Annotated in this window: 27 protein-coding genes and 4 tRNA genes; 7 read left to right on the plus strand and 24 right to left on the minus strand. The window is 57.6% G+C overall.

Annotated features, from left to right (window positions below; translation table 11 throughout):
- Window positions 1-2: 2 nt before the first annotated feature.
- Together wrbA and OYT1_RS10505 are read left to right on the plus strand one after the other, a co-directional pair.
- The gene (wrbA, locus tag OYT1_RS10500; RefSeq protein WP_062626412.1) at window positions 3-611 is read left to right on the plus strand and encodes an NAD(P)H:quinone oxidoreductase; all 609 of its coding nucleotides are present in this window, start codon (window positions 3-5) and stop codon (window positions 609-611) included.
- Complete coding sequence (locus OYT1_RS10505) at window positions 608-1300, plus strand: HugZ family pyridoxamine 5'-phosphate oxidase (protein ID WP_062626311.1); 693 nt, start codon at window positions 608-610, stop codon at window positions 1298-1300. Before wrbA ends, OYT1_RS10505 begins: the two co-directional genes overlap by 4 nt.
- 135 nt (window positions 1301-1435) lie before the next feature.
- Here OYT1_RS10505 and OYT1_RS10510 read toward each other — a convergent pair whose 3' ends face one another.
- The 7 genes from OYT1_RS10510 to OYT1_RS10540 all read right to left on the minus strand — a co-directional run bounded on the left by OYT1_RS10510 (window position 1436) and on the right by OYT1_RS10540 (window position 8413).
- Window positions 1436-2503, minus strand: a complete 1068-nt coding sequence (locus tag OYT1_RS10510) for a TerC/Alx family metal homeostasis membrane protein (protein ID WP_062626312.1) — start codon at window positions 2501-2503, stop codon at window positions 1436-1438.
- Between the two features lie 112 nt (window positions 2504-2615).
- Window positions 2616-3095 carry a DUF3124 domain-containing protein gene (locus tag OYT1_RS10515; protein WP_062626413.1) on the minus strand — a complete coding sequence of 160 codons (480 nt, stop codon included), beginning with the start codon at window positions 3093-3095 and terminating at the stop codon, window positions 2616-2618.
- Window positions 3096-3124: 29 nt separating this feature from the next.
- Complete coding sequence (locus OYT1_RS10520) at window positions 3125-3661, minus strand: DUF2062 domain-containing protein (RefSeq protein WP_062626313.1); 537 nt, start codon at window positions 3659-3661, stop codon at window positions 3125-3127.
- Window positions 3662-3775: 114 nt separating this feature from the next.
- Complete coding sequence (locus tag OYT1_RS10525) at window positions 3776-5377, minus strand: NAD(P)/FAD-dependent oxidoreductase (protein WP_062626314.1); 1602 nt, start codon at window positions 5375-5377, stop codon at window positions 3776-3778.
- A gap of 116 nt (window positions 5378-5493) precedes the next feature.
- Entirely contained in the window at window positions 5494-6537 is a 1044-nt protein-coding gene (locus OYT1_RS10530) for a pentapeptide repeat-containing protein (RefSeq protein WP_062626315.1), read from the minus strand.
- A gap of 76 nt (window positions 6538-6613) precedes the next feature.
- Window positions 6614-8146 carry a 2-isopropylmalate synthase gene (locus OYT1_RS10535; RefSeq protein WP_062626316.1) on the minus strand — a complete coding sequence of 511 codons (1533 nt, stop codon included), beginning with the start codon at window positions 8144-8146 and terminating at the stop codon, window positions 6614-6616.
- A gap of 84 nt (window positions 8147-8230) precedes the next feature.
- A complete protein-coding gene (locus OYT1_RS10540) occupies window positions 8231-8413 on the minus strand; it encodes a hypothetical protein (protein ID WP_062626317.1) in 183 nt (60 codons plus the stop codon).
- Window positions 8414-8429: 16 nt separating this feature from the next.
- Between OYT1_RS10540 and mutS the strand changes: the two genes are divergently transcribed.
- Entirely contained in the window at window positions 8430-10970 is a 2541-nt protein-coding gene (mutS, locus tag OYT1_RS10545) for a DNA mismatch repair protein MutS (protein ID WP_062626318.1), read from the plus strand.
- A gap of 110 nt (window positions 10971-11080) precedes the next feature.
- A complete protein-coding gene (locus OYT1_RS10550; protein WP_062626319.1) occupies window positions 11081-11767 on the plus strand; it encodes a DUF2461 domain-containing protein in 687 nt (228 codons plus the stop codon).
- Between the two features lie 24 nt (window positions 11768-11791).
- On the opposite strand, the gene OYT1_RS10555 is transcribed toward OYT1_RS10550, so the two are convergent.
- The gene (locus tag OYT1_RS10555; protein ID WP_062626320.1) at window positions 11792-12247 is read right to left on the minus strand and encodes an outer membrane lipoprotein; all 456 of its coding nucleotides are present in this window, start codon (window positions 12245-12247) and stop codon (window positions 11792-11794) included.
- A gap of 503 nt (window positions 12248-12750) precedes the next feature.
- Here OYT1_RS10555 and OYT1_RS10565 point away from each other — a divergent pair.
- Window positions 12751-13125 carry a SirB2 family protein gene (locus OYT1_RS10565; protein WP_062626322.1) on the plus strand — a complete coding sequence of 125 codons (375 nt, stop codon included), beginning with the start codon at window positions 12751-12753 and terminating at the stop codon, window positions 13123-13125.
- A gap of 10 nt (window positions 13126-13135) precedes the next feature.
- Window positions 13136-13672, plus strand: a complete 537-nt coding sequence (locus tag OYT1_RS10570) for a hemerythrin domain-containing protein (RefSeq protein ID WP_062626323.1) — start codon at window positions 13136-13138, stop codon at window positions 13670-13672.
- Between the two features lie 76 nt (window positions 13673-13748).
- Here the strand turns inward: OYT1_RS10570 and OYT1_RS10575 are convergent.
- The 11 genes from OYT1_RS10575 to OYT1_RS10625 form a co-directional block, all read right to left on the minus strand.
- Window positions 13749-13835, minus strand: a tRNA-Leu gene (locus tag OYT1_RS10575).
- Window positions 13836-13880: 45 nt separating this feature from the next.
- Window positions 13881-15143 carry a c-type cytochrome biogenesis protein CcmI gene (gene ccmI, locus OYT1_RS10580; protein ID WP_062626324.1) on the minus strand — a complete coding sequence of 421 codons (1263 nt, stop codon included), beginning with the start codon at window positions 15141-15143 and terminating at the stop codon, window positions 13881-13883.
- Window positions 15140-15631: a cytochrome c-type biogenesis protein gene (locus OYT1_RS10585; RefSeq protein ID WP_062626325.1), complete on the minus strand. Its 492-nt coding sequence runs from the start codon at window positions 15629-15631 to the stop codon at window positions 15140-15142. Before OYT1_RS10585 ends, ccmI begins: the two co-directional genes overlap by 4 nt.
- Window positions 15628-16155: a DsbE family thiol:disulfide interchange protein gene (locus OYT1_RS10590; protein ID WP_062626326.1), complete on the minus strand. Its 528-nt coding sequence runs from the start codon at window positions 16153-16155 to the stop codon at window positions 15628-15630. Before OYT1_RS10590 ends, OYT1_RS10585 begins: the two co-directional genes overlap by 4 nt.
- Window positions 16152-18149, minus strand: a complete 1998-nt coding sequence (locus tag OYT1_RS10595; RefSeq protein WP_062626327.1) for a heme lyase CcmF/NrfE family subunit — start codon at window positions 18147-18149, stop codon at window positions 16152-16154. The genes OYT1_RS10590 and OYT1_RS10595 overlap by 4 nt, the downstream gene beginning before the upstream one ends.
- An 11-nt stretch (window positions 18150-18160) precedes the next feature.
- On the minus strand, window positions 18161-18631 hold the full coding sequence (ccmE, locus tag OYT1_RS10600) for a cytochrome c maturation protein CcmE (protein WP_062626328.1): 471 nt from the start codon (window positions 18629-18631) through the stop codon (window positions 18161-18163).
- Window positions 18628-18732, minus strand: coding sequence for a hypothetical protein (locus OYT1_RS10605; protein WP_232013173.1), 105 nt, complete (start codon window positions 18730-18732; stop codon window positions 18628-18630). Before OYT1_RS10605 ends, ccmE begins: the two co-directional genes overlap by 4 nt.
- Before the next feature lie 38 nt (window positions 18733-18770).
- Complete coding sequence (gene ccmC, locus OYT1_RS10610) at window positions 18771-19508, minus strand: heme ABC transporter permease CcmC (RefSeq protein ID WP_062626329.1); 738 nt, start codon at window positions 19506-19508, stop codon at window positions 18771-18773.
- 16 nt (window positions 19509-19524) lie between these two features.
- A complete protein-coding gene (gene ccmB, locus OYT1_RS10615; RefSeq protein WP_232013174.1) occupies window positions 19525-20208 on the minus strand; it encodes a heme exporter protein CcmB in 684 nt (227 codons plus the stop codon).
- Window positions 20205-20819: a cytochrome c biogenesis heme-transporting ATPase CcmA gene (gene ccmA / locus OYT1_RS10620; protein ID WP_062626330.1), complete on the minus strand. Its 615-nt coding sequence runs from the start codon at window positions 20817-20819 to the stop codon at window positions 20205-20207. The genes ccmB and ccmA overlap by 4 nt, the downstream gene beginning before the upstream one ends.
- A gap of 161 nt (window positions 20820-20980) precedes the next feature.
- Window positions 20981-21667 carry a DUF599 domain-containing protein gene (locus OYT1_RS10625; RefSeq protein ID WP_062626331.1) on the minus strand — a complete coding sequence of 229 codons (687 nt, stop codon included), beginning with the start codon at window positions 21665-21667 and terminating at the stop codon, window positions 20981-20983.
- A 189-nt stretch (window positions 21668-21856) separates the two neighbouring features.
- Between OYT1_RS10625 and fabI the strand changes: the two genes are divergently transcribed.
- Entirely contained in the window at window positions 21857-22642 is a 786-nt protein-coding gene (gene fabI, locus OYT1_RS10630) for an enoyl-ACP reductase FabI (protein ID WP_062626332.1), read from the plus strand.
- A gap of 56 nt (window positions 22643-22698) precedes the next feature.
- Here fabI and OYT1_RS10635 read toward each other — a convergent pair.
- From OYT1_RS10635 to OYT1_RS10655, 5 genes are all read right to left on the minus strand, one after another.
- A tRNA-Asp gene (locus OYT1_RS10635) sits at window positions 22699-22775 on the minus strand.
- A gap of 40 nt (window positions 22776-22815) precedes the next feature.
- Window positions 22816-24702 (minus strand): SurA N-terminal domain-containing protein, encoded by a 1887-nt coding sequence (locus OYT1_RS10640; protein ID WP_062626333.1) that lies wholly within the window; start codon window positions 24700-24702, stop codon window positions 22816-22818.
- Window positions 24703-24767: 65 nt separating this feature from the next.
- Window positions 24768-24844: transfer RNA gene (locus OYT1_RS10645), tRNA-Asp, on the minus strand.
- Between the two features lie 18 nt (window positions 24845-24862).
- A tRNA-Val gene (locus OYT1_RS10650) sits at window positions 24863-24938 on the minus strand.
- A 10-nt stretch (window positions 24939-24948) separates the two neighbouring features.
- Entirely contained in the window at window positions 24949-25224 is a 276-nt protein-coding gene (locus OYT1_RS10655) for an HU family DNA-binding protein (RefSeq protein WP_269460705.1), read from the minus strand.
- Window positions 25225-25322 lie beyond the last annotated feature (98 nt).

Here is a 25322-nt window from a genome sequence, read left to right on the forward strand (position 1 = left end):
GCATGATACCTGACAACGAAGCCAAAGAAATCTTGGTGCTGTACTACAGCCAGCACGGTGCCACTCGCCAGATGGCTCAACTGATCGCACGCGGCGTAGAACAGGCCGGTTTAACCGCTCGGTTGCGCACCGTTCCGCCGGTCTCCGCCACTTGCGAAGCCACCGCTCCGGCTATTCCCGACAGCGGCGCGCCCTACGCCACCCATGCCGATTTGGAAGAGTGCATCGGCATCGCCGTGGGCAGCCCCACTCGCTTCGGCAACATGACGGCCGCGATGAAGTATTTCTGGGACGGCACCAGCCCGCTCTGGATGAAGCATGCACTGGCGGGCAAACCCGCCGCCCTGTTCACCTCCACCGGCACGCTGCACGGCGGACAGGAAGCCACGCTGCTGACCATGATGGTGCCGCTGCTGCATCACGGCATGGTGCTGGTCGGCCTGCCCTACTCCGAACCCGAACTCACCAGCACCCAAAGCGGCGGCACACCTTACGGTGCCAGCCACCACGCAGGCGTAGCGGGCGAACTGCCGATCTCGGAACACGAACGCAAACTGTGTATCGCGCTAGGCAAACGTCTAGCCCTCACTGCAAGGAGACTCAACGCATGAGCAACGCCCGTGAAGCCCGCCAACTGCTACGCGCCCATCGTTACGGCGCGCTCTCCACCCTGTCCAAAAAGTTCGACGGCCATCCCTTCGGCTCGATCACGCCCTACATGGTGGACCACGACGGCAGCCTGCTCATCCTCATCAGCACCCTCGCCGAACACACCAAGAACATTGCCGCCGACCCGCGCGTCAGCCTCATCAGCCACAACCAGCGTAGCCCGCACATCCAGACGCAGGGCCGCATCACCCTGCTGGGCAACGCCGAGATCGTGGCCGACCGCGAAGCCGCCGGACAGCGCTATCTGCGCTACTTCCCCGAAGCGCAGACCTACTTCGCGATGCACGATTTCTCGTTCTACCGCATCGCCCCGCTGTCTCTACGCTACATCGGCGGCTTCGGCCACATCCACTGGATCAAAGCAGAAAACTACCAAGTTGAAAGCTACCCGCTGATCGAGCAAGAAACTGACATCCTCGCCCACATGAACGCCGACCACGCCGACTCGCTGCGCCGCTACTGCCAGCACGTCCACCAATGCGAAGCCCAGACCGTAGAGATGGTCGGCATCGACTGCGACGGCTTCGACGTGCGCGCCGACGGCGACGTGTATCGCTTCGACTTCCCCGAACCCGTGTTGGATGCGCAACAGGCACGGGCGGCACTGGTAGCGATGAGCCGAGCCGAATAATTGGCCAGCCACTGATGAGCCGCGAGACTGGAACCTCAGTCGCTATCGAAACACTCTAACTTAAGCGCCCCCAGAGATCAGAAAACTCCTAGGTTGCTTGCGTTGCCATCGGTATCAGCGTCGTCACGGGTTGATCTACTGGCCTTTCATACCTCTACGATCCGCGATGAGCGAGGCACCCACGCCGATCGCCAAGATCATAACGACCACTCCGAGCAAGTACAGATTGAAATGCTCACCCAGCGAGAGTTTGAGCCACTCTGCGAACAGCATCTTGACACCCACGACCATGAGCAGCGTAGCGAGAGCGGCCTTGAGGTAGCGGAATTTACGCTCTAAGCCAGCCAGTGCAAAATAGAGCGAGCGAAGGCCGAGCATCGCAAATACGTTACTCGTAAAAACCAAGAATGAGTCGCCAGTAATGGCAAAGATGGCCGGGATCGAGTCCACCGCAAAGATCAGATCGGTCGTCTCTACCATGACTAGCGCCAAGGCCAGCGGTGTGAGCAGCAGCGTGCCGGGCTTCGACTTTTCCACCATATCGTCAGGCGTAATAGGTGCATTGGGTGTTTCACTTTCGGACGCAGCTGATGATCCTGCACGAACCATGAAATGGTCGCCGTGAAACCTAGCCGTTATCGGGAAAATGGAACGAATCATTCGGACGATGACATTGCTGTTCAGGTCAGATTGCTCCGACTTGAGAAACAGCATTTTGATTGCTGTCAGGATCAGGAATACGGCAAAAAAGTACAGTATCCAGTGAAATTCAGCAATCAACTTTGCGCCAAAGAATATCATCATGCCGCGCAATAACAACGCGCCCAAGATGCCCCAGAACAGTACACGGTGCTGATAAAGCGGCGACACTCCGAAGTATGTGAAGATCATGGCGATGACAAAGATATTGTCCACGCTGAGCGACTTTTCAACGACGTAGCCCGTCAGATACTTCTCTGTCGCCGTCGCCCCGTCATTGAGTAAGCCATCGACGGGATCCGGCAAGGTGCCAAGGCCGAACCACTGGCCATCGTAAGCGAAGTAAACGAAAACGGCGAAAGCAGCGCCCATTGCCATCCATATCACGAACCAAGCGACCGCCTCTCTGACCGTGACGACATGCGCCTTGCGGTGAAAGACACCGAGATCCAGTGCCAGCATGAGCAAGATAAACACGATGAAACCAACCCACATCCAGATCATACGAAAGCTCCCTCCCACTACTGTGCTCATCGCCTAAAGAAGGCAAGGCGCTCAAGCGACTTTGCCGCGAAACGATGCTATTGAAGGCTCAACAACGCCTCCACACAACTCGCTACTCTGATTTGATCGGCCTCCCAGACGTCAGGAAAGTCGGCGTGCGGTTGAGTTGAATGTCGGTATGCACGGCCTCGACCAGTGGCGAATTGGTCTCTGTGGAGGCTTCCCACTGAATGATGAAATTGGCCCCTGATCCGCCTGCCGACTCGCTTTTCTCGACGAAGAATTCCAGCGTCGCCATCGGCGGTACGGTGCGCGGCGAAGCGGCAAACTCCTTCAACAATCGCCCTTCGGTGCTGTAGTAACGCGCCGAAGTCACCCGAACCGGCATCTTCAAGCTGGTATTGCGGATACTCACCAGCGCCGACATCAACGCCTTCCTAGGCTGACCGGAGGCATCCAGATCGCCGTACCAGATGTGCGAGTAGATTGGCAGATAAATCGTCTGCCCCTTCGACAGCTCCTCTGCCTTGAGCGGCAAGGCGCATAACGCGCCCAGAACCATCGCCAATAGCCAACGATTGAAACCTGTCATTTTCGTCTCCTTAATCCATCGCTCATTCATCATTTCCACTTCCGCTTCTGCCAGGCATGGATCACCCGCCAGCGCCAGACCAGACGCACCGCCACATATCCTAGCAAGGCCAAGGTCGCAGCCAGTAATGGCAAACCCACTAGGAACGGCTGTCCCAGAGTCGCCAGCCAAGCAGGGATGACTGTGTGCCAGTTGTTCCAGTGTAATTCCGGCAAGGCCAGCTGTTCCGCTTTCAGCCCCAGATATTGTCCCGTCACCAGCGCGCCGTACTCATAGGCCAGCACGTACAGCGGCACGATGGTGAGCGGGTTGGTGTACAACGTGCTGAACAGCGCTGCCGGCAGATTCACCCGGAACAGGATGGACAGCAGCGCGCTGCCGAACATCTGTACTGGCCCAGGGATCAGCCCACAAAACAAACCCACCGCCACGCCACCCGCCACCGAACGACGATTGATGTTCCACAGATTCGGCTTATCCAACCAGCCCGCAAGCGGGCGCAGCCAGCGGTTATGCCGGATGGTTTCGTGGCTGGGCAAAAAATGCCGTTGGCGTTTTCTAAGCACAGAGTAAAGGTAACCCCATCAAAACGTAGCATGCACAAACAATCAGGCAACTGATCGTGTAGAAGCCCCAGTCTAAGCTGACGCGCGATCAGTTACTTTCGGTGACGGCCCACTTCACACCCGCAGCATATCCAGCGCCACCGCCTCGGCCACTTCGATGCCGTCGATAGCGGCGGACATGATGCCACCCGCATAGCCCGCACCTTCACCCGCAGGATACAGGCCGCGCGTGTTCAGGCTCTGGTAATCGTCGCCGCGCTTGATGCGGATCGGCGACGAGGTGCGCGTCTCCACTCCGGTCAGCACCGCATCAGCCATATCGAAACCGCGCAGCTTCTTGCCAAAGGCAGGCAACGCTTCGCGGATGGCGGCGATGCAGTAATCCGGCAAGGCGGTAGCAAGGTCGGTCGGGGTCACGCCCGGCTGGTAGGACGGCACGACTGAACCCAGCTTCGTAGAGGCGCGTCCAGCCAGAAAATCGCCAACGCGCTGCCCCGGCGCGAAATAGTTACCGCCCCCCAACTCAAAGGCACGACTCTCCCACTGGCGCTGGAACTCGATGCCCGCCAGCGGGCCGCCGGGATAGTCTTCCGGGCTGATGCCCACCACGATGCCGCTGTTGGCGTTACGCTCGTTGCGCGAATACTGGCTCATGCCGTTGGTGACCACGCGCCCCGGCTCCGAGGTGGCAGCCACCACTTGCCCGCCCGGACACATGCAGAAGCTGTACACCGAGCGGCCGTTGCTAGCGTGGTGCACCAGTTTGTAGTCAGCCGCACCCAGTTGCGGATGGCCGGCGAATGGGCCGAAGCGGCACTGGTCGATCAACGTTTGCGGATGCTCGATGCGGAAGCCGATAGAGAACGGCTTGGCTTCGACATAGACACCGCGCTGATAAACCATGTCGAAAGTGTCGCGCGCACTGTGGCCGATGGCCAGCACGACATGACGCGAAGTGATGGTCTCGCCATTGGCCAGCGTCACACCTTGCACTTGACCGTTGTCGATGAGGATGTCGGTAACCTGGCTCTGGAAGCGGAACTCGCCGCCCAGCGACTCGATCTCGGCGCGCATCTTTTCCACCATACTGACCAGCCGGAACGTGCCGATGTGCGGCTTGCTGACGTAGAGGATCTCTTCCGGTGCGCCGGATTTTACGAATTCGTCCAGCACTTTGCGCCCGTGCTGCTTAGGGTCTTTGATCTGGGTGTGCAGCTTGCCGTCGGAGAACGTCCCCGCGCCACCCTCGCCGAATTGCACATTGGATTCAGGGTTCAGCTTGCTCTGCCGCCACAAACCCCACGTGTCCTTAGTACGTTCGCGCACCGCCTTGCCGCGTTCCAGAATGATGGGGCGAAAGCCCATCTGCGCCAGCAGCAAGCCTGCCAGCAAACCGCACGGCCCGGTGCCGATCACCACGGGACGTTCGCTCAGTCCTTGCGGTGCATGGGCAACGAACTGGTAGCGCGTCTCCGGCGCGATGGCAATGTGCGGCACGCCCTTCAGGCGTTTGAGCAGTGCCACTTCGTCTTTCACTTCCACGTCCAGAGTGTAGATGAAATGGATGTCGGTCTTCTTGCGCGCATCATAGCCGCGCCGCGCCACGGTGAACCCCAGCAACTCGCCCGCTGCGATCTTCAGCCGGGTGCGTATCGCCGCTGGCAACGCGGCTTCGTCATGGTCGAGCGGGAGTTTGATTTCGGTGAGGCGCAGCATGGCGAAAAGAAATAGATTTGATAGAGCGACATTCTACCGCACCCTACCGCCGCACCGCGCTCCCGCACAAAATGAAAACGGCGGGAAAATCCCGCCGCTTCTTGATGACTGATTACCTAGTTCGCCTTAGCCTTGGACTTTGCCTTAGCCTTTGCTGGAGCCGCCTCGACTTTCGGCTTTTCTACCGCCTTCACTTCAGGCGGCATACAACTGCTATTGTTGATCGAACCATCCGGCATCGTCGTGTGGCAGAAAGTCGCTCCGCCAGTCGCTGTACCCGTCAGATTCGCGCCCGTCAGGTCAGCATCCGTCAAGTCGGCGCCCAACAAAGCCGCGCCAGTCAGATTGGCTCGCTCCAAGCGAGCACCACGCAGCACGCTGCGACTCAGATTCGCATCGGTCAGGTTGGCTTGCGACAGGTTGGCACGATCCAAATTCGCCTTGCCCAAGTTGGCTTCGGTTAGATTCGCCTTGGAAAGATTAGCGCGAAACAGGTTAGCCGAGGCCAGATTCGCCATGTAGAGCTGAGCGGCGCTCAGTTCCGCCGAGGCCAGATTGGCCTCAGCCAACGCCGCATTGGCACAGACCGTCTGCGACTTGATCTCGCAACCGTTGATGACGTTGCCCAATGGCTTGACCGTCAGCACAGCAGGCGGCTCGATCGCTTTCGGCTTTTCCACCGGACAACCAGAGTTGTTGATGATGCCGTCGCTCATGGTGGTGCGGCACAGTGTCGCGCGGAAAAACTTTGCACCCGCCACACGAGTTCCCGCTAGATTAGCATCGGTCAAGTTCGCATCTGAAAAATCCACTGCCTCGATTCTGGCTCCGCTCAGGTTGGCTCCGCTCAGATTCGCTCCCGACAGATTCGCATAATCCAAGATAGCGCGGGTCAGGTCAGCCCCTGAAAGATTCGTTCCCACCAATTTGGCCTTGTAGAAATTCACCCCGGCCAGCTTCGCTTTCGAAAAATTCGCTTGCGAGAAATCACCTTTATTCAGATCGGTACCGGTGTAGTCAGTACCTGCCAAATTCTTGCCCACCATCTCGGCGCCAAAACACTGGGAACGAACACGTGGCGTACAGTCACCCCAAGCCCACGCACTCGCGCCATTCAGCAATGCGGCTAACGCCAAACCCGATACCAGAATTTTCTTCACGACCTTCTCCCGATTGAATAAAAAAGCGGCACGCCGTAACGTGCCGCCCGTTCAGATAACCATCCGCTGAAAAAGTTCAAAGCTGCGGATGTGCCGTTTCTGGCTTGCTATGCAACTTGTTGAGTGCATTCAGATAAGCCTGAGCCGAAGCGACGACGATGTCGCAGTCGGAACCCTGACCATTCACCACGCGGTCATTTTTGGACAAACGAACGGTGACTTCGCCCTGTGCATCCGTGCCAGTAGTGATCGCATTCACGGAGTACAACAACAACTCGGTGCCGCTGTTCGCCACTTGCTCGATAGCCTTGAAGGTCGCATCCACGGGGCCGGAACCAGAAGATTCGCCACGCTGCTCCTTACCGTCCACAGTCAAGGTCAATGTCGCCAAGGGGACTTCGCCGGTTTCCGAATGCACTTTGCTATAGATCAACTTGAAGCGTTCGACTGCATCCGGCGCTTCGCCCGACATCAAAGCATACAAATCCTCGTCGAAGATCTCGCGCTTCTTGTCAGCCAAGGTCTTGAAGCGGGTGAACGCTGCGTTAAGCGCCTCATCGCTGGCGATCTCGATGCCCAAATCCTGCAACTTGGACTTGAAGGCATTGCGGCCAGACAACTTGCCCAAGGTCAAACGGTTGGCGTTCCAGCCCACATCTTCCGCCCGCATGATTTCATAAGTCTCGCGGTGCTTGAGCACGCCGTCCTGATGGATGCCGGATTCATGCGCAAAGGCATTCGCGCCGACGATGGCCTTGTTCGGCTGCACTGGGTAACCGGTGATCTGCGATACCAGTTTGGAGGCTGGGACGATCTGCGTCGCGTCAATGCGCGTGTCGCATTGGAACACGTCTTGGCGAGTGCGCACCGCCATCACGATCTCTTCCAACGCCGCATTTCCCGCGCGCTCGCCCAAGCCGTTGATCGTACATTCCACCTGCCGTGCACCGCCCATCACCGCCGCCAAGGAATTGGCCACGGCCATGCCGAGGTCGTTGTGGCAATGGGTGGACCAGATCACTTTATCCGAATTCGGCACGCGCGCGATCAAGTTGCTGATACGTTGACCGAGCAGAGCCGGGATGCTGTAACCCACGGTGTCCGGCACGTTCAACGTGGTTGCGCCCGCCTTGATCACAGCATCGAACACGCGGCAGAGGAAATCCTCGTCCGAACGGATCGCATCCTCGGCGGAGAACTCCACATCGTCGGTGTACTGGCGCGCCAACTTCACGGCAGCGACAGCGTTCTCGATCACCTGCTCAGGCGTCATGCGCAACTTCTTCTCCATATGAATGGACGAAGTGGCGATGAAAGTGTGGATACGGCCACGCGCGGCAGGCTTGATCGCTTCACCGGCGCGGCGGATGTCGCGTTCGATGGCACGTGCCAAGGAACATACGGTGGATTCGCGCACGGCCTCCGCCACGGCTCGCACCGCTTCAAAGTCGCCGTCGGACGCCGCCGCGAAGCCTGCCTCGATCACGTCCACGCGCAAGCGTTCCAGTTGACGACCGATGCGCACCTTTTCGTCGCGGGACATCGAAGCACCGGGGCTTTGCTCGCCGTCGCGCATAGTCGTGTCAAAAATTATCAATTGATTGGTCATGGTAAAACTCCATTGCAAATTGTTACGAAACACAGCGGCTGATTGAGCGCTGCGCTAGTCATTCTGTCAGTGTGGGGGAAGTATTTAGCGCGCGACGCGCAGCTTCAGCGCGGCCAGCAGGCTGAAGGTAGAGTGGGACTCGGTGATGTGCTTGGAGAAGTGCATGGGCGCGAATATAGCGGCTTTGGGAAAGCCGCGCAACTCGAATTCGCTACTTCCAGCCTCAACTCCACGCGATAGACGGTAAAATGCGCGACCTCGAAACATCCAGACATCGCGCCCTATGAGCACCGCCCAGCACACCCCGATGATGCAGCAATACCTGCGCATCAAGGCCGAGCATCCAAACATGCTGCTGTTCTACCGCATGGGCGACTTTTATGAGCTATTCATGGGCGATGCCGAGCGCGCCGCCAAACTACTCGACATCACGTTGACCCAACGCGGCGCGTCGAACGGCAACCCCATCAAGATGGCGGGCGTGCCGTACCACGCCGCCGAGCAGTATCTGGCACGGCTGGTGAAAATGGGCGAATCCATCGCCATCTGCGAACAGATCGGCGACCCTGCCACCAGCAAAGGGCCGGTCGAACGCAAAGTCGTGCGCATCGTCACGCCCGGCACCGTCACCGACTCCGCGCTACTGGAAGAGAAGCGCGACAACTTACTGCTGGCGCTGCACCAGCGCAGCGGCAAACTCGGGCTGGCCTGGCTGAATCTCGCTTCCGGCCAGTTTTACGTCAGCGAGACCGCCACCGATAACTTGAGCGCCGAACTGGAGCGCCTGCAACCTTCGGAGATTCTGCACGCCGAGAACGCAGCACTGCCCCCCGGCCTCAACGCCGCACACAAGCCGCTACCCGACTGGCACTTCGAGCTGGAGACCGCACGCCGCACCTTGTGCCAGCAGTTCGCCACCCGCGACCTCGCTGGCTTCGGCTGCGACCAGTTCACCCTCGGTCTCGAAGCGGCAGGCGCGCTACTCGGCTATGCCAAGCTCACTCAGGGCCAGAGCATCACCCACATCCGCAGCATGCAGGTGTATAGCGCCGACCAGTACGTGCGTATGGATGCCGCCACTCGCCGCAATCTAGAGATCACTCAGACCCTGCGAGGCGAACCCGCACCGACGCTGCTTTCCCTGCTCGACACCTGCGCCACCAACATGGGCAGCCGACTGCTAGGCAACTGGTTGCATCACCCACTGCGCGACAGAGCGGCGCTACGCGCTAGGCTGGATGCGATCGAGCAATTCGGCGAAACACACCGCGCCCTCCACCAGCAACTCAAACCCTGCGTGGATGTCGAGCGCATCACCGCCCGCATCGCGCTCAGGTCAGCCCGCCCACGCGATCTTTCCGGCTTGCGCGACACGCTGCTGACCCTGCCGCAACTGACTGCACATCTGGCGGATTGCGATGCACCGCTGGTCACGAAGCTGCTCATCTCGTTGCAGACCGACGCATCACTGGCCACGCTGCTCCAGAGCACCCTCAAAGCCGAACCCTCCTCCGTCCTACGCGAAGGCGGCGTGATTGCCGACGGCTTTGATGCCGAACTGGACGAGCTGCGCGGCATCCAGACAAACTGCGGCGATTTCCTGCTGGCGCTGGAAGCGCGCGAGCGCGCCCGTACCGGCATCGAAAAACTCAAGGTGGAATACAACCGCGTGCACGGTTTCTACATCGAGGTGAGCACGGCCAATGCCGACAAGGTGCCGGACGACTACCGCCGCCGCCAAACGCTGAAGAACGTCGAGCGCTACATCACGCCGGAGCTGAAGGCTTTCGAGGACAAAGCGCTCTCGGCCAACGATCGCGCACTGGCGCGCGAAAAGTGGCTGTACGAGCAACTGCTGGATGCGCTCGCCCCCTTCATCCCGCAGTTGCAGCGCATCGCCAGCGCCATCGCGGAACTGGACGTGCTGGCCTGCTTCGCCGAACGCGCCGCCACGCTGAACTTCTGCGCGCCGCAGTTCGTCGATCAGCCGGTGCTACAGATCACCGCAGGCCGCCATCCGGTGGTCGAGGCGCAAGTCGAGCAGTTCATCGCCAACGACTGCCAGTTGAGCGAAGCGCGCAAACTGCTGCTCATCACCGGCCCCAACATGGGCGGTAAATCCACCTACATGCGCCAGACCGCACTCATCGCCCTGCTTGCCCACGTCGGCAGCTTCGTCCCGGCGCGTGAAGCCGTGCTGGGTGAGATCGACCAGATCTTCACTCGCATCGGCGCATCGGATGACCTCGCCAGCGGGCGCTCCACCTTCATGGTCGAGATGACCGAAGCCGCCAACATTTTGCACAACGCCACCGAACGCAGCTTGGTGTTGGTGGACGAGATCGGGCGCGGCACTTCCACCTTCGACGGCCTCGCGCTGGCCTACGCCATCGCCCGCCATCTGCTGGAAGCCAACCGCAGCTACACCCTGTTCGCCACCCATTATTTCGAACTGACGCGGCTCAACGAAGAATTCCAGCAACTCGCCAACGTGCATCTTTCCGCTATCGAACACCAGCACAGCATCGTCTTCCTGCACAGCGTCAACGAAGGCGCCGCCAGCCAGAGCTACGGCCTGCAAGTCGCCGCGCTGGCGGGCGTGCCCAACAGCGTCATCCGCAGCGCCAAGAAACAACTCGTCCGCCTCGAACAACAAAGCGCCGCCCAGAATCCCCAAGGCGACCTCTTCGCCGCGCTGCCACTCTACGAAGCACCCGAGCCGGAAGAGCACCCGCTGGTGGCGGCGCTGCGAGAGCTAGACCCGGACGAACTCAGCCCCAAAGCAGCGCTGGAACGGATTTATCAGTTAAAGAAGTTGCTATGACTTTGTAGGGTGGGCAAAAGCGCAGCGTTGCCCACGCGGGGCATTCTCACACCACCGCGTGAGCAAACCGCAAACCGTTTGCCCACCCTACTTCATTCAGGAGCAACAAAATGACTGATTCCTATTTCACCGAACAGACCTTCGCCTTCCTTTCCGCGCTGGCAGCCAACAACACCCGCGAGTGGTTCGAGGCGCACAAGCAGGAATACGAGGACTGCGTGCGTTCGCCGGCGCTGAGATTCATCAGCGACATGTCGGACGAGATGCCAGCGATTTCGCGCCACTTTCTGGCGCAGCCGAAGAAGGTGGGCGGGTCGCTGATGCGGGTGCAGCGAGATACGCGGTTCAGCAAGATCAAGACGCCTTACAAGACCAACATCGGCATCCAGTTCCGCCACGAGGTAGGCAAAGATGTGCATGCGCCGGGCTATTATTTGCACATCGAGCCAGGCGGGTGTTTTCTGGGCATCGGGCTGTGGCATCCCGAGCCGGACGCGCTATTCAAGATACGCGAGGCTATCGCGCAAAACGGCGAACGCTGGCTGGCGGCGCGGGATGCGGCAGCTTTTCGTCAGCGTTTCACGCTGGAAGGCGATTCGCTCGCCAACGCGCCGCGCGGCTTCGCCAAAGATCATCCGCTGCTGGACGACCTGAAGCGCAAGGATTTCATTGGCATGTGCAGCCTAAGCGAAGCGGAAGTGACTTCTGGCCAGCTGCGCCCGCAGGTGGTGGAACGCTTCCGCACGGCTGCGCCTTACATGGGCTTTCTGTGCAAGGCGCTGGAGTTACCGTTCTGAGCAAGAAGCGTTCGTCAGGCAGGCTTATTGATGAGTGACGCGGTTTTCGCCACCGCTCTCCACAATCTTCACCTTGTCGCCAGCTTGAAACTTCTCATCTCCACTCTGCACGATGGAGATGATGCGCCCGCCTTCAAGGCGGATCGTGATTTCGGTGGCATTCTCGCGGGTATAACCCTGCTCGGCAGCCGCACCGACCACGCCACCCGCTACAGCACCAAGCACCGCCGCCACAGCACTACCCCGCCCTTGCCCCACCGAGCTACCCGCGATCGCGCCAGTGACTGCGCCCGCGCCCGCACCGATGCCCGACTGTGTGCCCTCGATCTTGACCGAGCGCACACTTTCAACCGTACCGAACTGCACGGTTTGCACTCTGCGCGCTTCATCCCGCGAATAGACATCGCCGGAATTGCTACTGACACAGCCGCCCAACACGGCAGCCATCCCTAATGTCAACAGTAGGTTGTTTCGATTCATGATGTGATCTCCTTGATACGATTATTCAGGGTAAAGCAAGCTGGGTGAAGCATAGCAAAATCCGACGTTGTGATGTTGGAAGTGCATGATGCTCGGGAAGTCGAGCACAATATCTTAGGTATCAACGCTATCCATCACCAAGCGAGTTACTCAACCTTATATCGCCTCAATTACCTGATTAATATAGTCAATAATGATCCACTAATGGTTGTTTTCATAAATGGGTTTATGCTAAATTTTCACTGGGATGAATTTCCCACCCATTGAATAACAACCCCAAGGAGGCAGACATGAGCATTTTATCGTCCATCATTACCGTCATCGGAGTTGCCGCTGTCATCGGCATTGCTGTAGCCGCACTCACCGCGCAGATGCGTAAATAACTGAACGTGCATCGGTTAGACCCAGAGTGTTCGCGTAAGCTACGCCTGAGCGGGGCGATGTCCTGAAACACCACATTTAGGACATCGCATCGCTCATCTCCCACTCGAAAAGGTCGATCGATGTTGCTGCTCAAATATATCCACCTAAGCTGCGTCGCACTGAGCTTCAGCCTATTCTGGCTCAGAGGATTTTGGTTATTGCGCAACTCTTCCATCATGCGACAACGATGGGTGCGAGTCATACCGCACAGCGTTGACTCTCTCTTACTCGCCAGTGCAATCTGGCTTGCATGGCAGCTCGGCTACTCACCCGCGAACTCACCCTGGCTAGCAGCCAAGATCATTGCCCTGATGGTCTATATCGGCCTTGGCATACTGGCATTCAGAATCATCCAGACTCATTCGGCACGACTGATGACTTGGCTTGCCGCACAGCTTGTTTTCTTCTACATCGCCGCCACAGCGATTACTCACGACCCCTTTCTCACCTACTGAAAGCCCTGCCATGAACTCACTCATCGGCAGCTCTGCCGCCCCCTCGTTCGACGATCCACTGGAAATGCTGCGCGCGTGTCACGGCAGGATACAAGCGCAATGCACCACGCTGAAACGATTACGAGAACACCTAACAACTCACGGACACGATGCCCAAGCCAGTCAAGCCGCGTTCGCCATCCTGCGTTATTTTGATACCGCCGGACAGCATCACCATCAAGATGAAGAGCAAGACCTATTCCCTAAGCTACGCGCCACTCAGGATGGAAGGGCGGAGTCACTGATCGCCCGCTTGCTACAAGAACATCAAGGGATGGAAGCTGCATGGAAGAATCTGCGCCCATTGCTACTCGATATCGCCAACGATAAAGCCCCAGTGTTAGATGAAGCCATCACCCAACACTTCACTGAGCTTTACGCCCAGCACATTGAACTGGAAAACACGATGCTGCTGCCACTGGCTGAGACATTGTTAGCCCCAGAACAGTTACATGAGATTGGAAGCCGCATGGCGGCTCGTCGAGGCGTGCAGTTGTCGGCAAGATAAGCGAAATGCCCGACACCCAGAGCACCTGCTTTAGCACAAAGTAAAAAGGCTCACATTTCTGTGAGCCTTTTACATCTGGTGCCGGGAGGGGGAATCGAACCCCCACTCTATCGCTAGAACTGGATTTTGAGTCCAGCGCGTCTACCAATTCCGCCATCCCGGCTGGGAAGGGGCGCATTATCCACGAATCGCCCCAGCTGTTCAACTCCTACTTTGCACCTTGTTTGATGATGGTGCTGATTGTCACATTCACATCTTTGCTACCCGGCTTGAGCGGCTGACTTACACCTTCCAAATCACCCGCTTGCGGCATTGCCGTACCCGACTTCGACACACGAGCCAGCACGACCACTTGGTCGAAATTAGAGAGTTTCATCTCAGCCGCCATCGCCATGGTGTCATCCAGTGTGTACTTGAGTGGTAGATCTTTGACCTGCTTGCGAATGATCGCCAGTGGCATCTTGGGGCCGCTCAGCGCGCGTGCGACCACGAACAAGGTATCTTCTGGGCTGGCATTCGCCTTGACCGCCTCATCCAGAGTGATCGTGCCAGTGATGCGTTCTTTCCCATCGCTGACGATCTTCTCGGGTTCTGGCTGCGCAGCCATGACGGGCGCTTTGCCGCCTTTAGACTGAGCTAAGAAGTCACGTGCCTGCTGGATACCGCCTTCGATCATTTTGGCATCTTCGCTATCCTTAGGAACCTGCTTCAGCAGATTTTCCCAATGGCGAACCGCCGCTGCGTAATCGCCCCGCTCCATCGCCGCTGAGCCTGAGAGGGCCAGCGCCTTAGGATTGGCGGGATCGATAGCCAAGGCCCTGTCCAACATTTTGGTCGGTTCACCCACCAGACTCTGGCCGTTGGCCATAGCTTGGGCATCTGCGAAATCCGCCCAAACCGGTGATTCGTTAGGCACCAACTCGACCAGTTTCTTGAACGCACTGACTGCTTCTGGATATTTCTCCAGCTCGACCAAGGAACGCGCCAGCAACAACCAGCCTTCCGCATTCTTAGGCTCTTCAGACAGTTTCTTCTGCAACTCACCCAGCGCAGCTTCCGAGCGAATCGCACCGAATCCGTCAGTATTGGCGTGAGAGACTTGCGGCAAAAAGGCGTTCGGGTTACCCACCATGCCATACAGACCGACCGCCAGCAGTGGCACGGCCAATACCAGCAAGATCGCCAGCTTGCGATGCGGATCGCGCGCCAACACACTGGCAACCTCGGGCGACTTCACCTCATCCAGCACACGCGCTTGCAACTCGCGTTTGCCCTGTTCGTAAAGCTCCTGAGTCAACAAACCATTGGCCAGATCGGCATCCATCTCGGCGATTTGGTCGCGGAAGATTTCGAGGTTGGCGGCATCGCGCACTACATCATTGGTACGCACGCGGCTGCGCCACAAGGGCAGCACCACAAAAGCCACGGCTACCAGCAGTAGCGCGGCGCAGATCATCCAGAACTGGGTCATGCTTGGGAATCCTTATTCGGTGACTGGACGCGCTCGTCGGCATCGCCCAACAGCGCACTGGCGCGTTGCGCGTCAGCGCTGGAAAGTTCTGCGGACACCACTTCGGTCTGGCGCTTACGCAGCTTGAAGAACAAAGCCACTGCGCCCAACAACATCAAAGCGAATGGTGCGATCCACAACGGCGCCGTTTCCTTATCCACGGGCGGATCGAACAACACCGACTTGCCGAAACGCTCGACCAGCAGATCGAGAATCTCCTGATCGCTCGCGCCCGCCTTCATCTTCTCGCGCATGATCTCGCGCACATCGTTCGACCAGTCGGAGTGCGAGGTGGACACCGCCTCGGACTGACACACCAGACAACGCACCTTCTCCGCCAGCAAGATCATCCGTTTTTCCATCACGGGGTCATCGGCGATGTCTTTAGCTTCGCCGGCGAAAGCGAAACTTGGCAGCAGACACATCAGGGCGATCAACAGATATCTCATTTGGATTGCAACTCCGCGATCAAGGGTAGCAGCGTGTCACGCAGATTCTGCGGCGTGACTGCACCGATCAGCTTGTAGGCGATCATGCCTTGTTTGTCGATGACGTAGGTTTCCGGCACGCCATACACGCCGTAGTCGAAACCCACTTTTCCATCGACATCGGCGACGGTCAGCGTGTAGGGATCGCCCGCCTTGGCCAAGGTCGCTTCGCCATCTTCGCGCTTGTCTTTGTAATCAAGGCCGACGATGGGAACGATGTTCTGCTTCGACAACGCCATCAATACCGGATGCTCATCCTTACACGCACCACACCACGAGGCCCAGACATTGAGCAGCCACACTTTGCCTGCCATGTCTTTTGGCGAAAAAGTCTTCTCGGACTCATGCAACTGCGGCAACACAAAGGCCGGAGCGACTTTGCCCACCAAGGGCGACGGGACTTCGCGTGGATCAAGGCTCAGGCCCTTGTATAGAAAGCCCGCCAGCACCAGGAAAATCACCAAGGGAAGTATGAAACGCTTCATGCTGTCTGCTCCTTCAATGCTCCATCCACGGCGGCTGTGGAGGTCGCTTGCTTGCGACGGGCGTGGATACGATAACGACGGTCAGAGATCGCCAAAATACCGCCCAGCGCCATCATCAGGCAGCCCGCCCAGATCCAATCGACAAATGGTTTGTGATACACACGTACCGCCCAGGCACCGTTGCTGTCGGGGATAGGCTCACCCAACGAGACATACAGATCGCGCAGCAATCCGGTTTGGATCGCCGCTTCGGTCATCGGCATGCCGGAGGCGTTGTACTGGCGTTTTTCAGGGAAGAGTTGCGTCACCGGCTGGCCATCACGGGTTATAGTCACTCGACCTTGTGCCGCGATGTAATTGGGGCCTTTCTCTTCGCGCACGCCATCGAAGCGGAAGGTGTAACCTCCGGCCACCACCGTGTCGCCGACGTTCATACGCACGTCGCGCTCGGTCTCATAACCCTTCACCATAGTCACGCCAATGATGAAGATGCCGATGCCCAAGTGAGCCAACTGCATGCCGTAATAACTCGGCGATTGGCTACGCAGACGCTCCCACAACGCCTTGTCACGACCGCCTAGACGCTTCGTGATGTCCAGCGCACAAGTGGTAAATATCCAGAAAGCCATCAACACCCCGAGTGCGATCATCGGCGTCCAATTACCCAGCACCATCGGCAGCGCCAAGGCAATGACTACGCTAGACGCGAATGCCCAACGCACGCGCTTAGCTAGATCGGGCACGCTAGACTGCTTCCACCGCGCCAATGGCCCCAAGCCCATCATGAAAATCATCGGGACCATCAGCGGCACGAACACTTTGTTGAAGTAAGGCGCACCGACGGATAGCTTGCTCATACCCAGCGCATCGACGAACAAGGGAAACAGCGTACCGATGAATACCGAGGCCGAGGCCACGGATAGCAGCACGTTATTGGTCAGCAACAAGGATTCACGCGATACCAGCTCGAAGCGACCGCCCAGGCCGATCTTGGGCGCGCGCCAAGCAAACAGCAGCAAGGAAGAGCCGATGACGATGACCAAAAAGGACAGGATGAAGATGCCGCGCTTCGGGTCAGTGGCGAAAGCGTGTACCGACGTCAGCACGCCGGAACGCACGAGGAAGGTTCCCAGCAACGACAGGGAGAACGCGGCGATGGCCAGCAGCAGCGTCCAGCTCTTGAACGCGCCACGCTTTTCGGTCACGGCCAACGAGTGGATCAGCGCCGTACCGACCAGCCAAGGCATGAAGGAAGCGTTCTCGACCGGATCCCAGAACCACCAGCCTCCCCAACCCAGTTCGTAATACGCCCACCAGCTACCCAGCGCGATACCTATGGTCATGAACACCCAAGCCACGGTCGTCCACGGGCGCGACCAGCGCGCCCAAGTGGAATCCATCTGTCCGCCCAACAACGCAGCGATAGCGAATGAGAACGCCACCGAGAAACCGACGTAGCCCATGTACAGCATCGGCGGGTGAATGACCAAGCCGGGATCTTGCAACAGCGGATTGAGGTCGCGACCATCCATTGCGGCAGGCAGCAAGCGATCAAAGGGGTTGGAAGTAAACAACATGAACAGCAAGAAACCGACCGAGATCAGTCCCATCACGCCGACCACGCGGGCCACCATCTCTTCCGGCAGGTGCTTGCTGAACATCACCACCGCTACTGTCCACACGGTCAGGATGAACGTCCACAGCAGCAACGAACCTTCGTGACCGCCCCACAACGCAGCGACTCGGTATTGCACCGGCAGTTGTGAATTCGAATGCTGCGCCACGTAGAGCACGGAGAAATCATTGCCGACAAAAGCCTGTAACAAACAAGCAAAAGCGACCGCCACAAACACAAACTGTCCAGCCGCCATCGGGCGAGCCATCCCCATCAGCACCGCGTTACCGCGTGCCGCGCCCCAAATGGGCAGCACGCCCTGCAACAGCGCCAGCAGCAGCGCGATGATGAGGGCGAAATTACCAATCTCTGGAATCATGTAGGTATCCCTTATTTCGCAGCAGGAACGGTGGAGGCCGCGCTCACACCGGATTGCGCCAGAGCGGCTGCATCGAGTGCTGCCTTGGCTTCGGGCGGCATGTAGTTCTCATCGTGCTTGGCCAACACTTCGTCGGCGCGGAATAGGTTACCCTCTTCCAATTTACCCTGGGCGACGATGCCTTTACCTTCTTTGAACAGATCGGGCAGGATGCCCTTATAGACCACATCCATACCCCGCACGTTGTCCGTGACGCGGAAGTGCACCGTCAGACCGTCGTCTTCACGCTTGACGCTGCCCGGCTCGACTAGGCCACCGATGCGGAAATTGCGACCTTGCGGCGCTTCATGGTTAGCCACTTGAGTCGGAGTGAAATACAAGCTGACATTGTCCTTCAGCGCATACAACACCAGCCCGGCGGCTGCGCCCACCAGCGCCAAACCACCCACGATAAAGGCCAGACGTTTTTGTCTCTTGGTCATGCTTCATCTCCTGCGTCACGTTGCAAACGCAAAGCGCGTAACGCGCTCTTGCGGCGCTGCCGCACCAGCAAAATCTCGATTACGAAAATCAGGGCGGCCATTCCGTAGGAGCCCCAGATGTAAAAACTGTGATCGCTCATCATCGCTGTACCTCAGATAGTTCACCCACCCATTGAGTCGCGCCTTCACGTTCCAAAATGATGCTGCGCACCCGCGCCAACGCCACAACGATGGCGTAACACCAGCAGGCCAGCAGCATTAGCAACAAAGCCTGCTGCATGGCGACGTGCATGGACGTGCCGCTGAACTTGATGGTGGAGCCTTGATGCAGGGTATTCCACCACTTCACAGAGAAATAGATGATGGGCACGTTGACCGAGCCGACGATGGCCAGCAAGGCAGCGGCGCGGTCAGCGCGACGCGGGTCGTCGATGGAGGCGTGCAACGCAATGAAGCCCAGATACAGAAACAGCAAAATCAACTCGGAAGTTAGGCGTGCATCCCACACCCACCACGCACCCCACATCGGCTTGCCCCACAGTGCACCGGTCCACAGTGAAATGAAGGCAAACAGCGCACCGGTCGGCGCCAGTGCAGAGGCCATCATCGACGAAAGACGTGTCTTGAAGATCAAACCCAGCGCCGCGTAGCCCGCCATGATGAGATAGATGAACATCGACAGGATAGAGGCCGGCACATGGATGAACATGATGCGGTAAGCCTCGCCTTGCACGGCATCCGTCGGCGCGACCACAAAGCCGAAGTACATTCCTGCCACGAAGAACAGCAACGACGCGACCGCGAACCAAGGGATCAGTTTACCAGCCAAGCTGTAGAAGTTGGTCGGTGCTGAATATTTGAACCAGTTGATTGCCAAATCTAACTCCCGAAACTCATTCCATAGAAATACGCAAAGCCTGCGCCGTCACCCAGGGCGTGAACACTAGCGCCATGGTCACGATCGCACCCATCAGCGCGAGGTTCGCATTGGGGTTCAAGCCACTATTCACCGCCTCGACCGCACCCGTACCGAAGATCAGCACAGGGATGCACAACGGCAACACCAGCAACGAGACCAGTACTCCTCCGCCACGCAAGCCCAGCGTCAGCGCCGCGCCCACCGCGCCTAGCATACTCAACACCGGTGTGCCGAGCAGCAGACCCAACATCAAGATTCCCAGCGATTGCGGCGGCATATCGAACTGCAAACCCAACACGGGTGCCATCAGCACCAGTGGCAAACCGGATACCATCCAGTGAGCAATCATTTTTCCCAGCACCAGCACCGACAATGACTGAGGTGCCAGCATCATCTGCTCCAGTGTGCCATCGGCATGGTCTGCTGCGAACAAGCGCGCCAGCGACAGCATGGAAGCCAACAAGGCCGCCACCCACACCACGCCGGGCGCCATCTTGCGCAACATATCCAACTCCGGCCCAACTCCCAGCGGGAACAGACTCACGACCATTACGAAGAAGATCAGCGTGGTCAGCACATCTGCGCGGCGACGCATCGCCAGCAGCAGATCGCGCCGGATCACCAGCAGCAACAAGGAGAGCAGCGAGAGCTTCTTCACGACAACACCAAGCGCCGCAACTCGACACCCTCGACCACCAGCGGCTGGTGCGTGGTGAAGATCACCATGCCATCACGCGCCAGATGTTCGCCCAACAATTCTTGAATCAGACCGACTGCTCCGACATCCAGCGCCGTCAATGGTTCATCCAGCACCCACAAAGGCGCATCCGACACCAGCATCCGCGCCAATGCAGCACGGCGACGTTGGCCTTGCGACAGCACCTTGACCGGCAGATGCTCGCGCCCTTTCAGGCCCATGCGGCGCAAGGCCGCGACAGCCTCTTTCTCGCCCAACTCGATGCCCGCCAAGCCCGCAGAAATCTGCAAATTCTCCAGCGCGTTGAGCTCGTCCTTGATAGCGTTGTGGTGACCAAGATAAAGCAATTCGGCGAAGTAATCCTCGTCTAGCTCTTCCACATTCTCGCCGCGCCAGCGTATCTCACCTGCCACCGGCTGCATGAATCCGCACAGAGTGCGCAGCAAGCTGGTCTTACCCTTGCCGTTCTCACCTTGCACCTGCAAAAGCTCACCCGCCTCTAGCGTAAAACTAAGGTCGGTGAACAGCGGGTGATCTCCTCGGGAACAGGCTAGGTTGCTGACTTCCAGCATGGTTGCAGCGCAATCCTGATAACAAACAGCGCGGGATTATATACGAAGGTATGACCGCGAGTCGCGGCAATGATGGCCTCGACCAGCCATCAATAACAACTGTCTAAACAGGGGTTAAGAGCCGCCCATACCCCAATCGACACAACCCAGCCCGGAGACAATTAGCGAAAGTCATCCACTAGCACTTTCGGCGCTCGGTCGTGCTTGTAAAGCAATGGAACCAAAGCCAGTGTCGCCAACACCATGAAAACGGGGCCGAATAGCCAAAACACCAACGGGACGCAGTAATAATAAGTTCGCATCCCGATGCTGTAGTATTTGCCCGCCGAATTTAGATACTCAGCAACATGCTGTGCAGTCATGGACTTGTGTTTCATACCCAAAGGCACGTTGATCAGGTAGCCCACGTGGTTAAATATTCTAATGGCCATGGAAAAACTAAAGAAGGCCACAAACAGATCGATCAGCAACAAAATCAACTTGATAGCCCATAGCTCGATGTGAGTGGGGCCGTGCGGATTCAATACCTGCCAAGTGCCAGTTTGAGATTGCGCACTCAGTGTCAACACCCCCATGATCAACAGCACGGCAGTCGATGCCAGAAAGGTGGCTGCCATGGTGGAATTTCGCAGTGTCTGAATGGGGATCACATCCGGCTTACCCGAACTCATCATGGTTTCCACCCACATCGCCCGCGCCGTCCTGTTCAGCGCCTGAATCGTATAGGCTGGGTCTTTCCTGACTTTACCCCGCAAATAGAGGTGGTACGCGCCCAATACCACCACCGAGAAGACAAAGCTGACCACATCAATCGAAAACATCGCTAACAAATTTGAAGTATTTGCCATCTGAGTGCTGTAGTTAATCAAGAGGCTCGATGATAGCGGGTAAAAACATCTCGCGCTTACTCTCATCTGTGTGCCCCGTCATCTACTGCCGCAATACACACTGAACCCGCGTAGGCACGTTCGCCAGCTGGCTGCCACGCATCTGCTTTGCTTTATAATCGCCTCACTATTTTTCAAACCAAGGACGACATGGGATTTCTCGCAGGCAAGCGTATTTTGATCACCGGCATGGTTAGCAACCGCTCCATTGCTTACGGCGTCGCTCAGGCGATGCACCGCGAAGGCGCAAAGCTGGCTTTTACCTACCAGGGCGAGCGCATCCGCGACCGAGTGATAGGTTTAGCCAAGGATTTCGATAGCGAGCTGGTGTTTGCCTGTGATGTCGGTAGTGATGAGCAAATTGAGCAGCTATTCACTGACCTAGAGCAGCACTGGAGCAACTTTGATGGCTTCGTCCATTCCATCGCCTTCGCTCCTAAGGAGGCACTCGCGGGCGAATTCCTCGATGGCTTCAGCCGTGAGGCATTCCACATCGCCCATGACATCAGCGCTTACAGCTTCCCAGCACTAGCCAAGGCCGCTTTGCCCTATCTCAACGAAGGAGCTGCGCTGCTGACGCTAAGCTATCTCGGCGCAGTGCGCACCATGCCGCATTACAACGTGATGGGGCTAGCCAAAGCCAGTTTGGAAGCCAGCGTGCGCTACCTAGCCGTAAACCTCGGCCCGCGCAACATCCGTGTCAACGGCGTGTCTGCCGGCCCCATCCGCACCTTGGCGGCTGCGGGCATCGCCGACTTCAACAAACTACTCACCTACAACGAGAAATGCGCACCGCTGCGCCGCAACATCACCATTGAGGAAGTCGGCAACGTTGCCGCTTTCTTGTGCAGCAACCTCGCCAGCGGCGTGACCGGCGAGATCACTTATGTGGACGGCGGCTTCAATACCACCGCACTGGGAACCAGCGAAGAATAGCGCTATTCATTCAGACATAGAAAAGGGCGAATCTTGCGATTCGCCCTTTTCGTTATTGGCGGAGTGGACGGGACTCGAACCCGCGACCCCCGGCGTGACAGGCCGGTATTCTAACCAACTGAACTACCACTCCCTTGACCGGCGCGCATTCTACCGACGGTCTAGAAAAAACTCTACTTCTTTTCAGCTTCCGCGAACGGTTTGATGCTGACATCGGCGTGTTTTCTGGCATCTGCCAGATAGGCACGCATCAACTCTTCGCCGCTGAACTGGCGCAGTTGCTGCATGTAAGCGGAACGCTTGGCATCGTCGATCTCCGCTCCTTCTTTGACCGCCTCTAGACGTAACAAGAGGTAACCCTGAGCAGTTTCAGCCCCTAGATACAGCGGCAGCTTGGAGGTATTCGCTTGAAACAGCTGGCGAGCCAGATCGCCTTCCAAGCCCGGGTGACGCGCACGAGTCACCACCTGTGCCGCCTGCCAACTCACTTCAGGCGTCGCCCCCTTCTGCAACTGAGCGAGATTGTCCTTACCTTGCTTGTTCGCCAACTCCATTGCTTGCTGGAACTGGAGCTTCTGACGAATGGCTGCAGCCACTTCAACCAAAGGGCGCACACTGGCGGGCTTGTGCTCGACCAAACGCGCGGCCAGCAAAGTATTCGGCCCGATCTCGACGGCCGCCGTATTGCGTTTATTCTTCACCACATCATCGCTGAACACAGCTTGCAGCGCCCTGTCCGTCCAAGGAGCCGCCGGAGTCTGCCCCTTCACCAGCCAGCCACTTTGCTGCACAGGCAGTTTCACCAGATCAGCAGCCGCTTTCAGGCTGTCGCTTTGCTCATACACCGCATTACTGAACTTCTCGGCCAGCTCAGCGAATTTGTCAGCGGCCTTCTGCTGCCTTAGCTTCAGGTCGATAGCACCTTTCACTTCCGCCAGCGATGCGATGCGCGCCGGCTTGACCGCAAGCAACTTGATGATGTGATAACCAAAATCAGATTGAACCAAGCCAGATATCTCTCCTGCTTTGAGTGCAAACGTCGCCTCCTCAAATGGTTTTACCATCGCGCCACGACCAAACACGCCCAAGTCACCGCCATTCACAGCCGATCCAAGATCCTGTGAGTTTTGCTTGGCCAGCTCGGCGAACTTACTTGGATTTTGCCTAACTTGCGCAAGAACATTCTCAGCCTTAGCCTTGGCCGCCTCTTTCTCGGCGGCACTAGACTGCGGCGAAACACTGATCAGGATGTGCGCCGCCTGACGCTGCTCTGGAGCACCGAATTCCGCCTGATGCTCGTCGTAATACTTTTTTGACTCCGCTTCATCAACCTCGACCTGGCCTTGCAAGGCTCCCGCCGAAAACGCCAAGAATTCGACCCGCGCTTGCTCGGGTGCTTGAAACTCATTCTGATTCTTATCGTAATAGGCTTGCACTGCGGTATCGTCCACCTTGACCTGAGCCTGATAAGCCGCCGGAGACAAGGTTGCGACGCTAATAGTGCGCTGCTGCTCGGCCAAATGAATCAGATTCTCGGCTGCAGCAACGGAAGCGTAACCACTTTGAGTATAAGGATCGGTCAACTGACGAACACTCAACTCTTCGCGAACGCGCGCTTCAAACGTGACTGGCGTCATATTCTGCGATGCCAGTAGCGACTCATAACGCTTCTGATCGAACTTGCCATCTGTACTGAATGCTGGGATACCCGCGATCACCTGCGCGAGCTGCTCATCAGTCACCGCCAGCCCTGCCGAACGAGCCTGAGACAACAACAGCTTTTGGCTGATTAAGCTTTCCAAAATCGACTGTTTAACTTCGACCTTATCAAACATAGCCGGATCGACATCTCCGCCAGTCATTTCGCGCACCTTGTCTTGTTGCTGGCGCAGCGCATTATCAAACTCTTGGGGCGATATTTTCACCCCATCGACCTTAGCCAAGTAATCACCACCACTTGATTTTTGGTAGGAATCCACCCCCCAAAAGGCGAATGGCAACACGATCAGACCAAGAACGATCTGAACCAGACGGCGCTTTTCCTGCACGAAATCAAACATAACGACCTACTCGAAGGAATGAGATAACAACACGAAAAAAGGCGAACTTTCGTTCGCCTTTTGTTTGGCGGAGCGGACGGGACTCGAACCCGCGACCCCCGGCGTGACAGGCCGGTATTCTAACCAACTGAACTACCACTCCAAAAACTTTTGTAACTTCTGGTGGGTGCTGACGGGATCGAACCGCCGACAATCGCCTTGTAAGGGCGGTGCTCTACCAGCTGAGCTAAGCACCCAACAAGCCCGCTAGTTTACAGCATCTTTCAGGCCTTTGCCAGCCCTAAATTTCGGGGTCTTGGCCGCCTTGATATCGATCGAAGCGCCAGTACGGGGATTGCGGCCACTACGAGCAGCACGCTCACCCACGTAAAAAGTACCGAAACCGACCAAGCTAACTTCTTCACCTTTAGCCAGAGACGCCTTAATGGAAGCGACAGTCGCATCCAACGCACGACCAGCAGCAGCCTTGGAAATATCAGCGGATGTTGCGATTGCATCAATCAAATCAGATTTATTACTCACATGCCCCCCTTTTGCTCTGTTAGTTAATCGAACTCGAACCGATCGCATTTATATCAAGGGATATTCACCGGGTCAAGCAATTATGCGGGTTGCGCCCA

It is taken from the genome of Ferriphaselus amnicola (assembly GCF_000974685.2).
Classification (GTDB): Bacteria; Pseudomonadota; Gammaproteobacteria; order Burkholderiales; family Gallionellaceae; genus Ferriphaselus; species Ferriphaselus amnicola.

Coding starts and splice junctions, on each gene's coding strand:
- wrbA (WP_062626412.1), top strand. CDS start 3: ATGATACCTGACAACGAAGCCAAAGAAATCTTGGTGCTGTACTACAGC.
- OYT1_RS10640 (WP_062626333.1), bottom strand. CDS start 24,702: ATGTTTGATTTCGTGCAGGAAAAGCGCCGTCTGGTTCAGATCGTTCTT.
- OYT1_RS10555 (WP_062626320.1), bottom strand. CDS start 12,247: ATGAATCGAAACAACCTACTGTTGACATTAGGGATGGCTGCCGTGTTG.
- ccmE (WP_062626328.1), bottom strand. CDS start 18,631: ATGACCAAGAGACAAAAACGTCTGGCCTTTATCGTGGGTGGTTTGGCG.
- OYT1_RS10605 (WP_232013173.1), bottom strand. CDS start 18,732: ATGGCCGCCCTGATTTTCGTAATCGAGATTTTGCTGGTGCGGCAGCGC.
- OYT1_RS10625 (WP_062626331.1), bottom strand. CDS start 21,667: ATGGCAAATACTTCAAATTTGTTAGCGATGTTTTCGATTGATGTGGTC.
- OYT1_RS10540 (WP_062626317.1), bottom strand. CDS start 8,413: ATGTTTCGAGGTCGCGCATTTTACCGTCTATCGCGTGGAGTTGAGGCT.
- OYT1_RS10535 (WP_062626316.1), bottom strand. CDS start 8,146: ATGACCAATCAATTGATAATTTTTGACACGACTATGCGCGACGGCGAG.
- OYT1_RS10510 (WP_062626312.1), bottom strand. CDS start 2,503: ATGATCTGGATGTGGGTTGGTTTCATCGTGTTTATCTTGCTCATGCTG.
- OYT1_RS10595 (WP_062626327.1), bottom strand. CDS start 18,149: ATGATTCCAGAGATTGGTAATTTCGCCCTCATCATCGCGCTGCTGCTG.
- OYT1_RS10525 (WP_062626314.1), bottom strand. CDS start 5,377: ATGCTGCGCCTCACCGAAATCAAACTCCCGCTCGACCATGACGAAGCC.
- OYT1_RS10585 (WP_062626325.1), bottom strand. CDS start 15,631: ATGAGATATCTGTTGATCGCCCTGATGTGTCTGCTGCCAAGTTTCGCT.
- OYT1_RS10565 (WP_062626322.1), top strand. CDS start 12,751: ATGTTGCTGCTCAAATATATCCACCTAAGCTGCGTCGCACTGAGCTTC.
- OYT1_RS10505 (WP_062626311.1), top strand. CDS start 608: ATGAGCAACGCCCGTGAAGCCCGCCAACTGCTACGCGCCCATCGTTAC.
- OYT1_RS10570 (WP_062626323.1), top strand. CDS start 13,136: ATGAACTCACTCATCGGCAGCTCTGCCGCCCCCTCGTTCGACGATCCA.
- OYT1_RS10515 (WP_062626413.1), bottom strand. CDS start 3,095: ATGACAGGTTTCAATCGTTGGCTATTGGCGATGGTTCTGGGCGCGTTA.
- OYT1_RS10550 (WP_062626319.1), top strand. CDS start 11,081: ATGACTGATTCCTATTTCACCGAACAGACCTTCGCCTTCCTTTCCGCG.
- ccmI (WP_062626324.1), bottom strand. CDS start 15,143: ATGACCCAGTTCTGGATGATCTGCGCCGCGCTACTGCTGGTAGCCGTG.
- fabI (WP_062626332.1), top strand. CDS start 21,857: ATGGGATTTCTCGCAGGCAAGCGTATTTTGATCACCGGCATGGTTAGC.
- ccmA (WP_062626330.1), bottom strand. CDS start 20,819: ATGCTGGAAGTCAGCAACCTAGCCTGTTCCCGAGGAGATCACCCGCTG.
- mutS (WP_062626318.1), top strand. CDS start 8,430: ATGAGCACCGCCCAGCACACCCCGATGATGCAGCAATACCTGCGCATC.
- OYT1_RS10590 (WP_062626326.1), bottom strand. CDS start 16,155: ATGAAGCGTTTCATACTTCCCTTGGTGATTTTCCTGGTGCTGGCGGGC.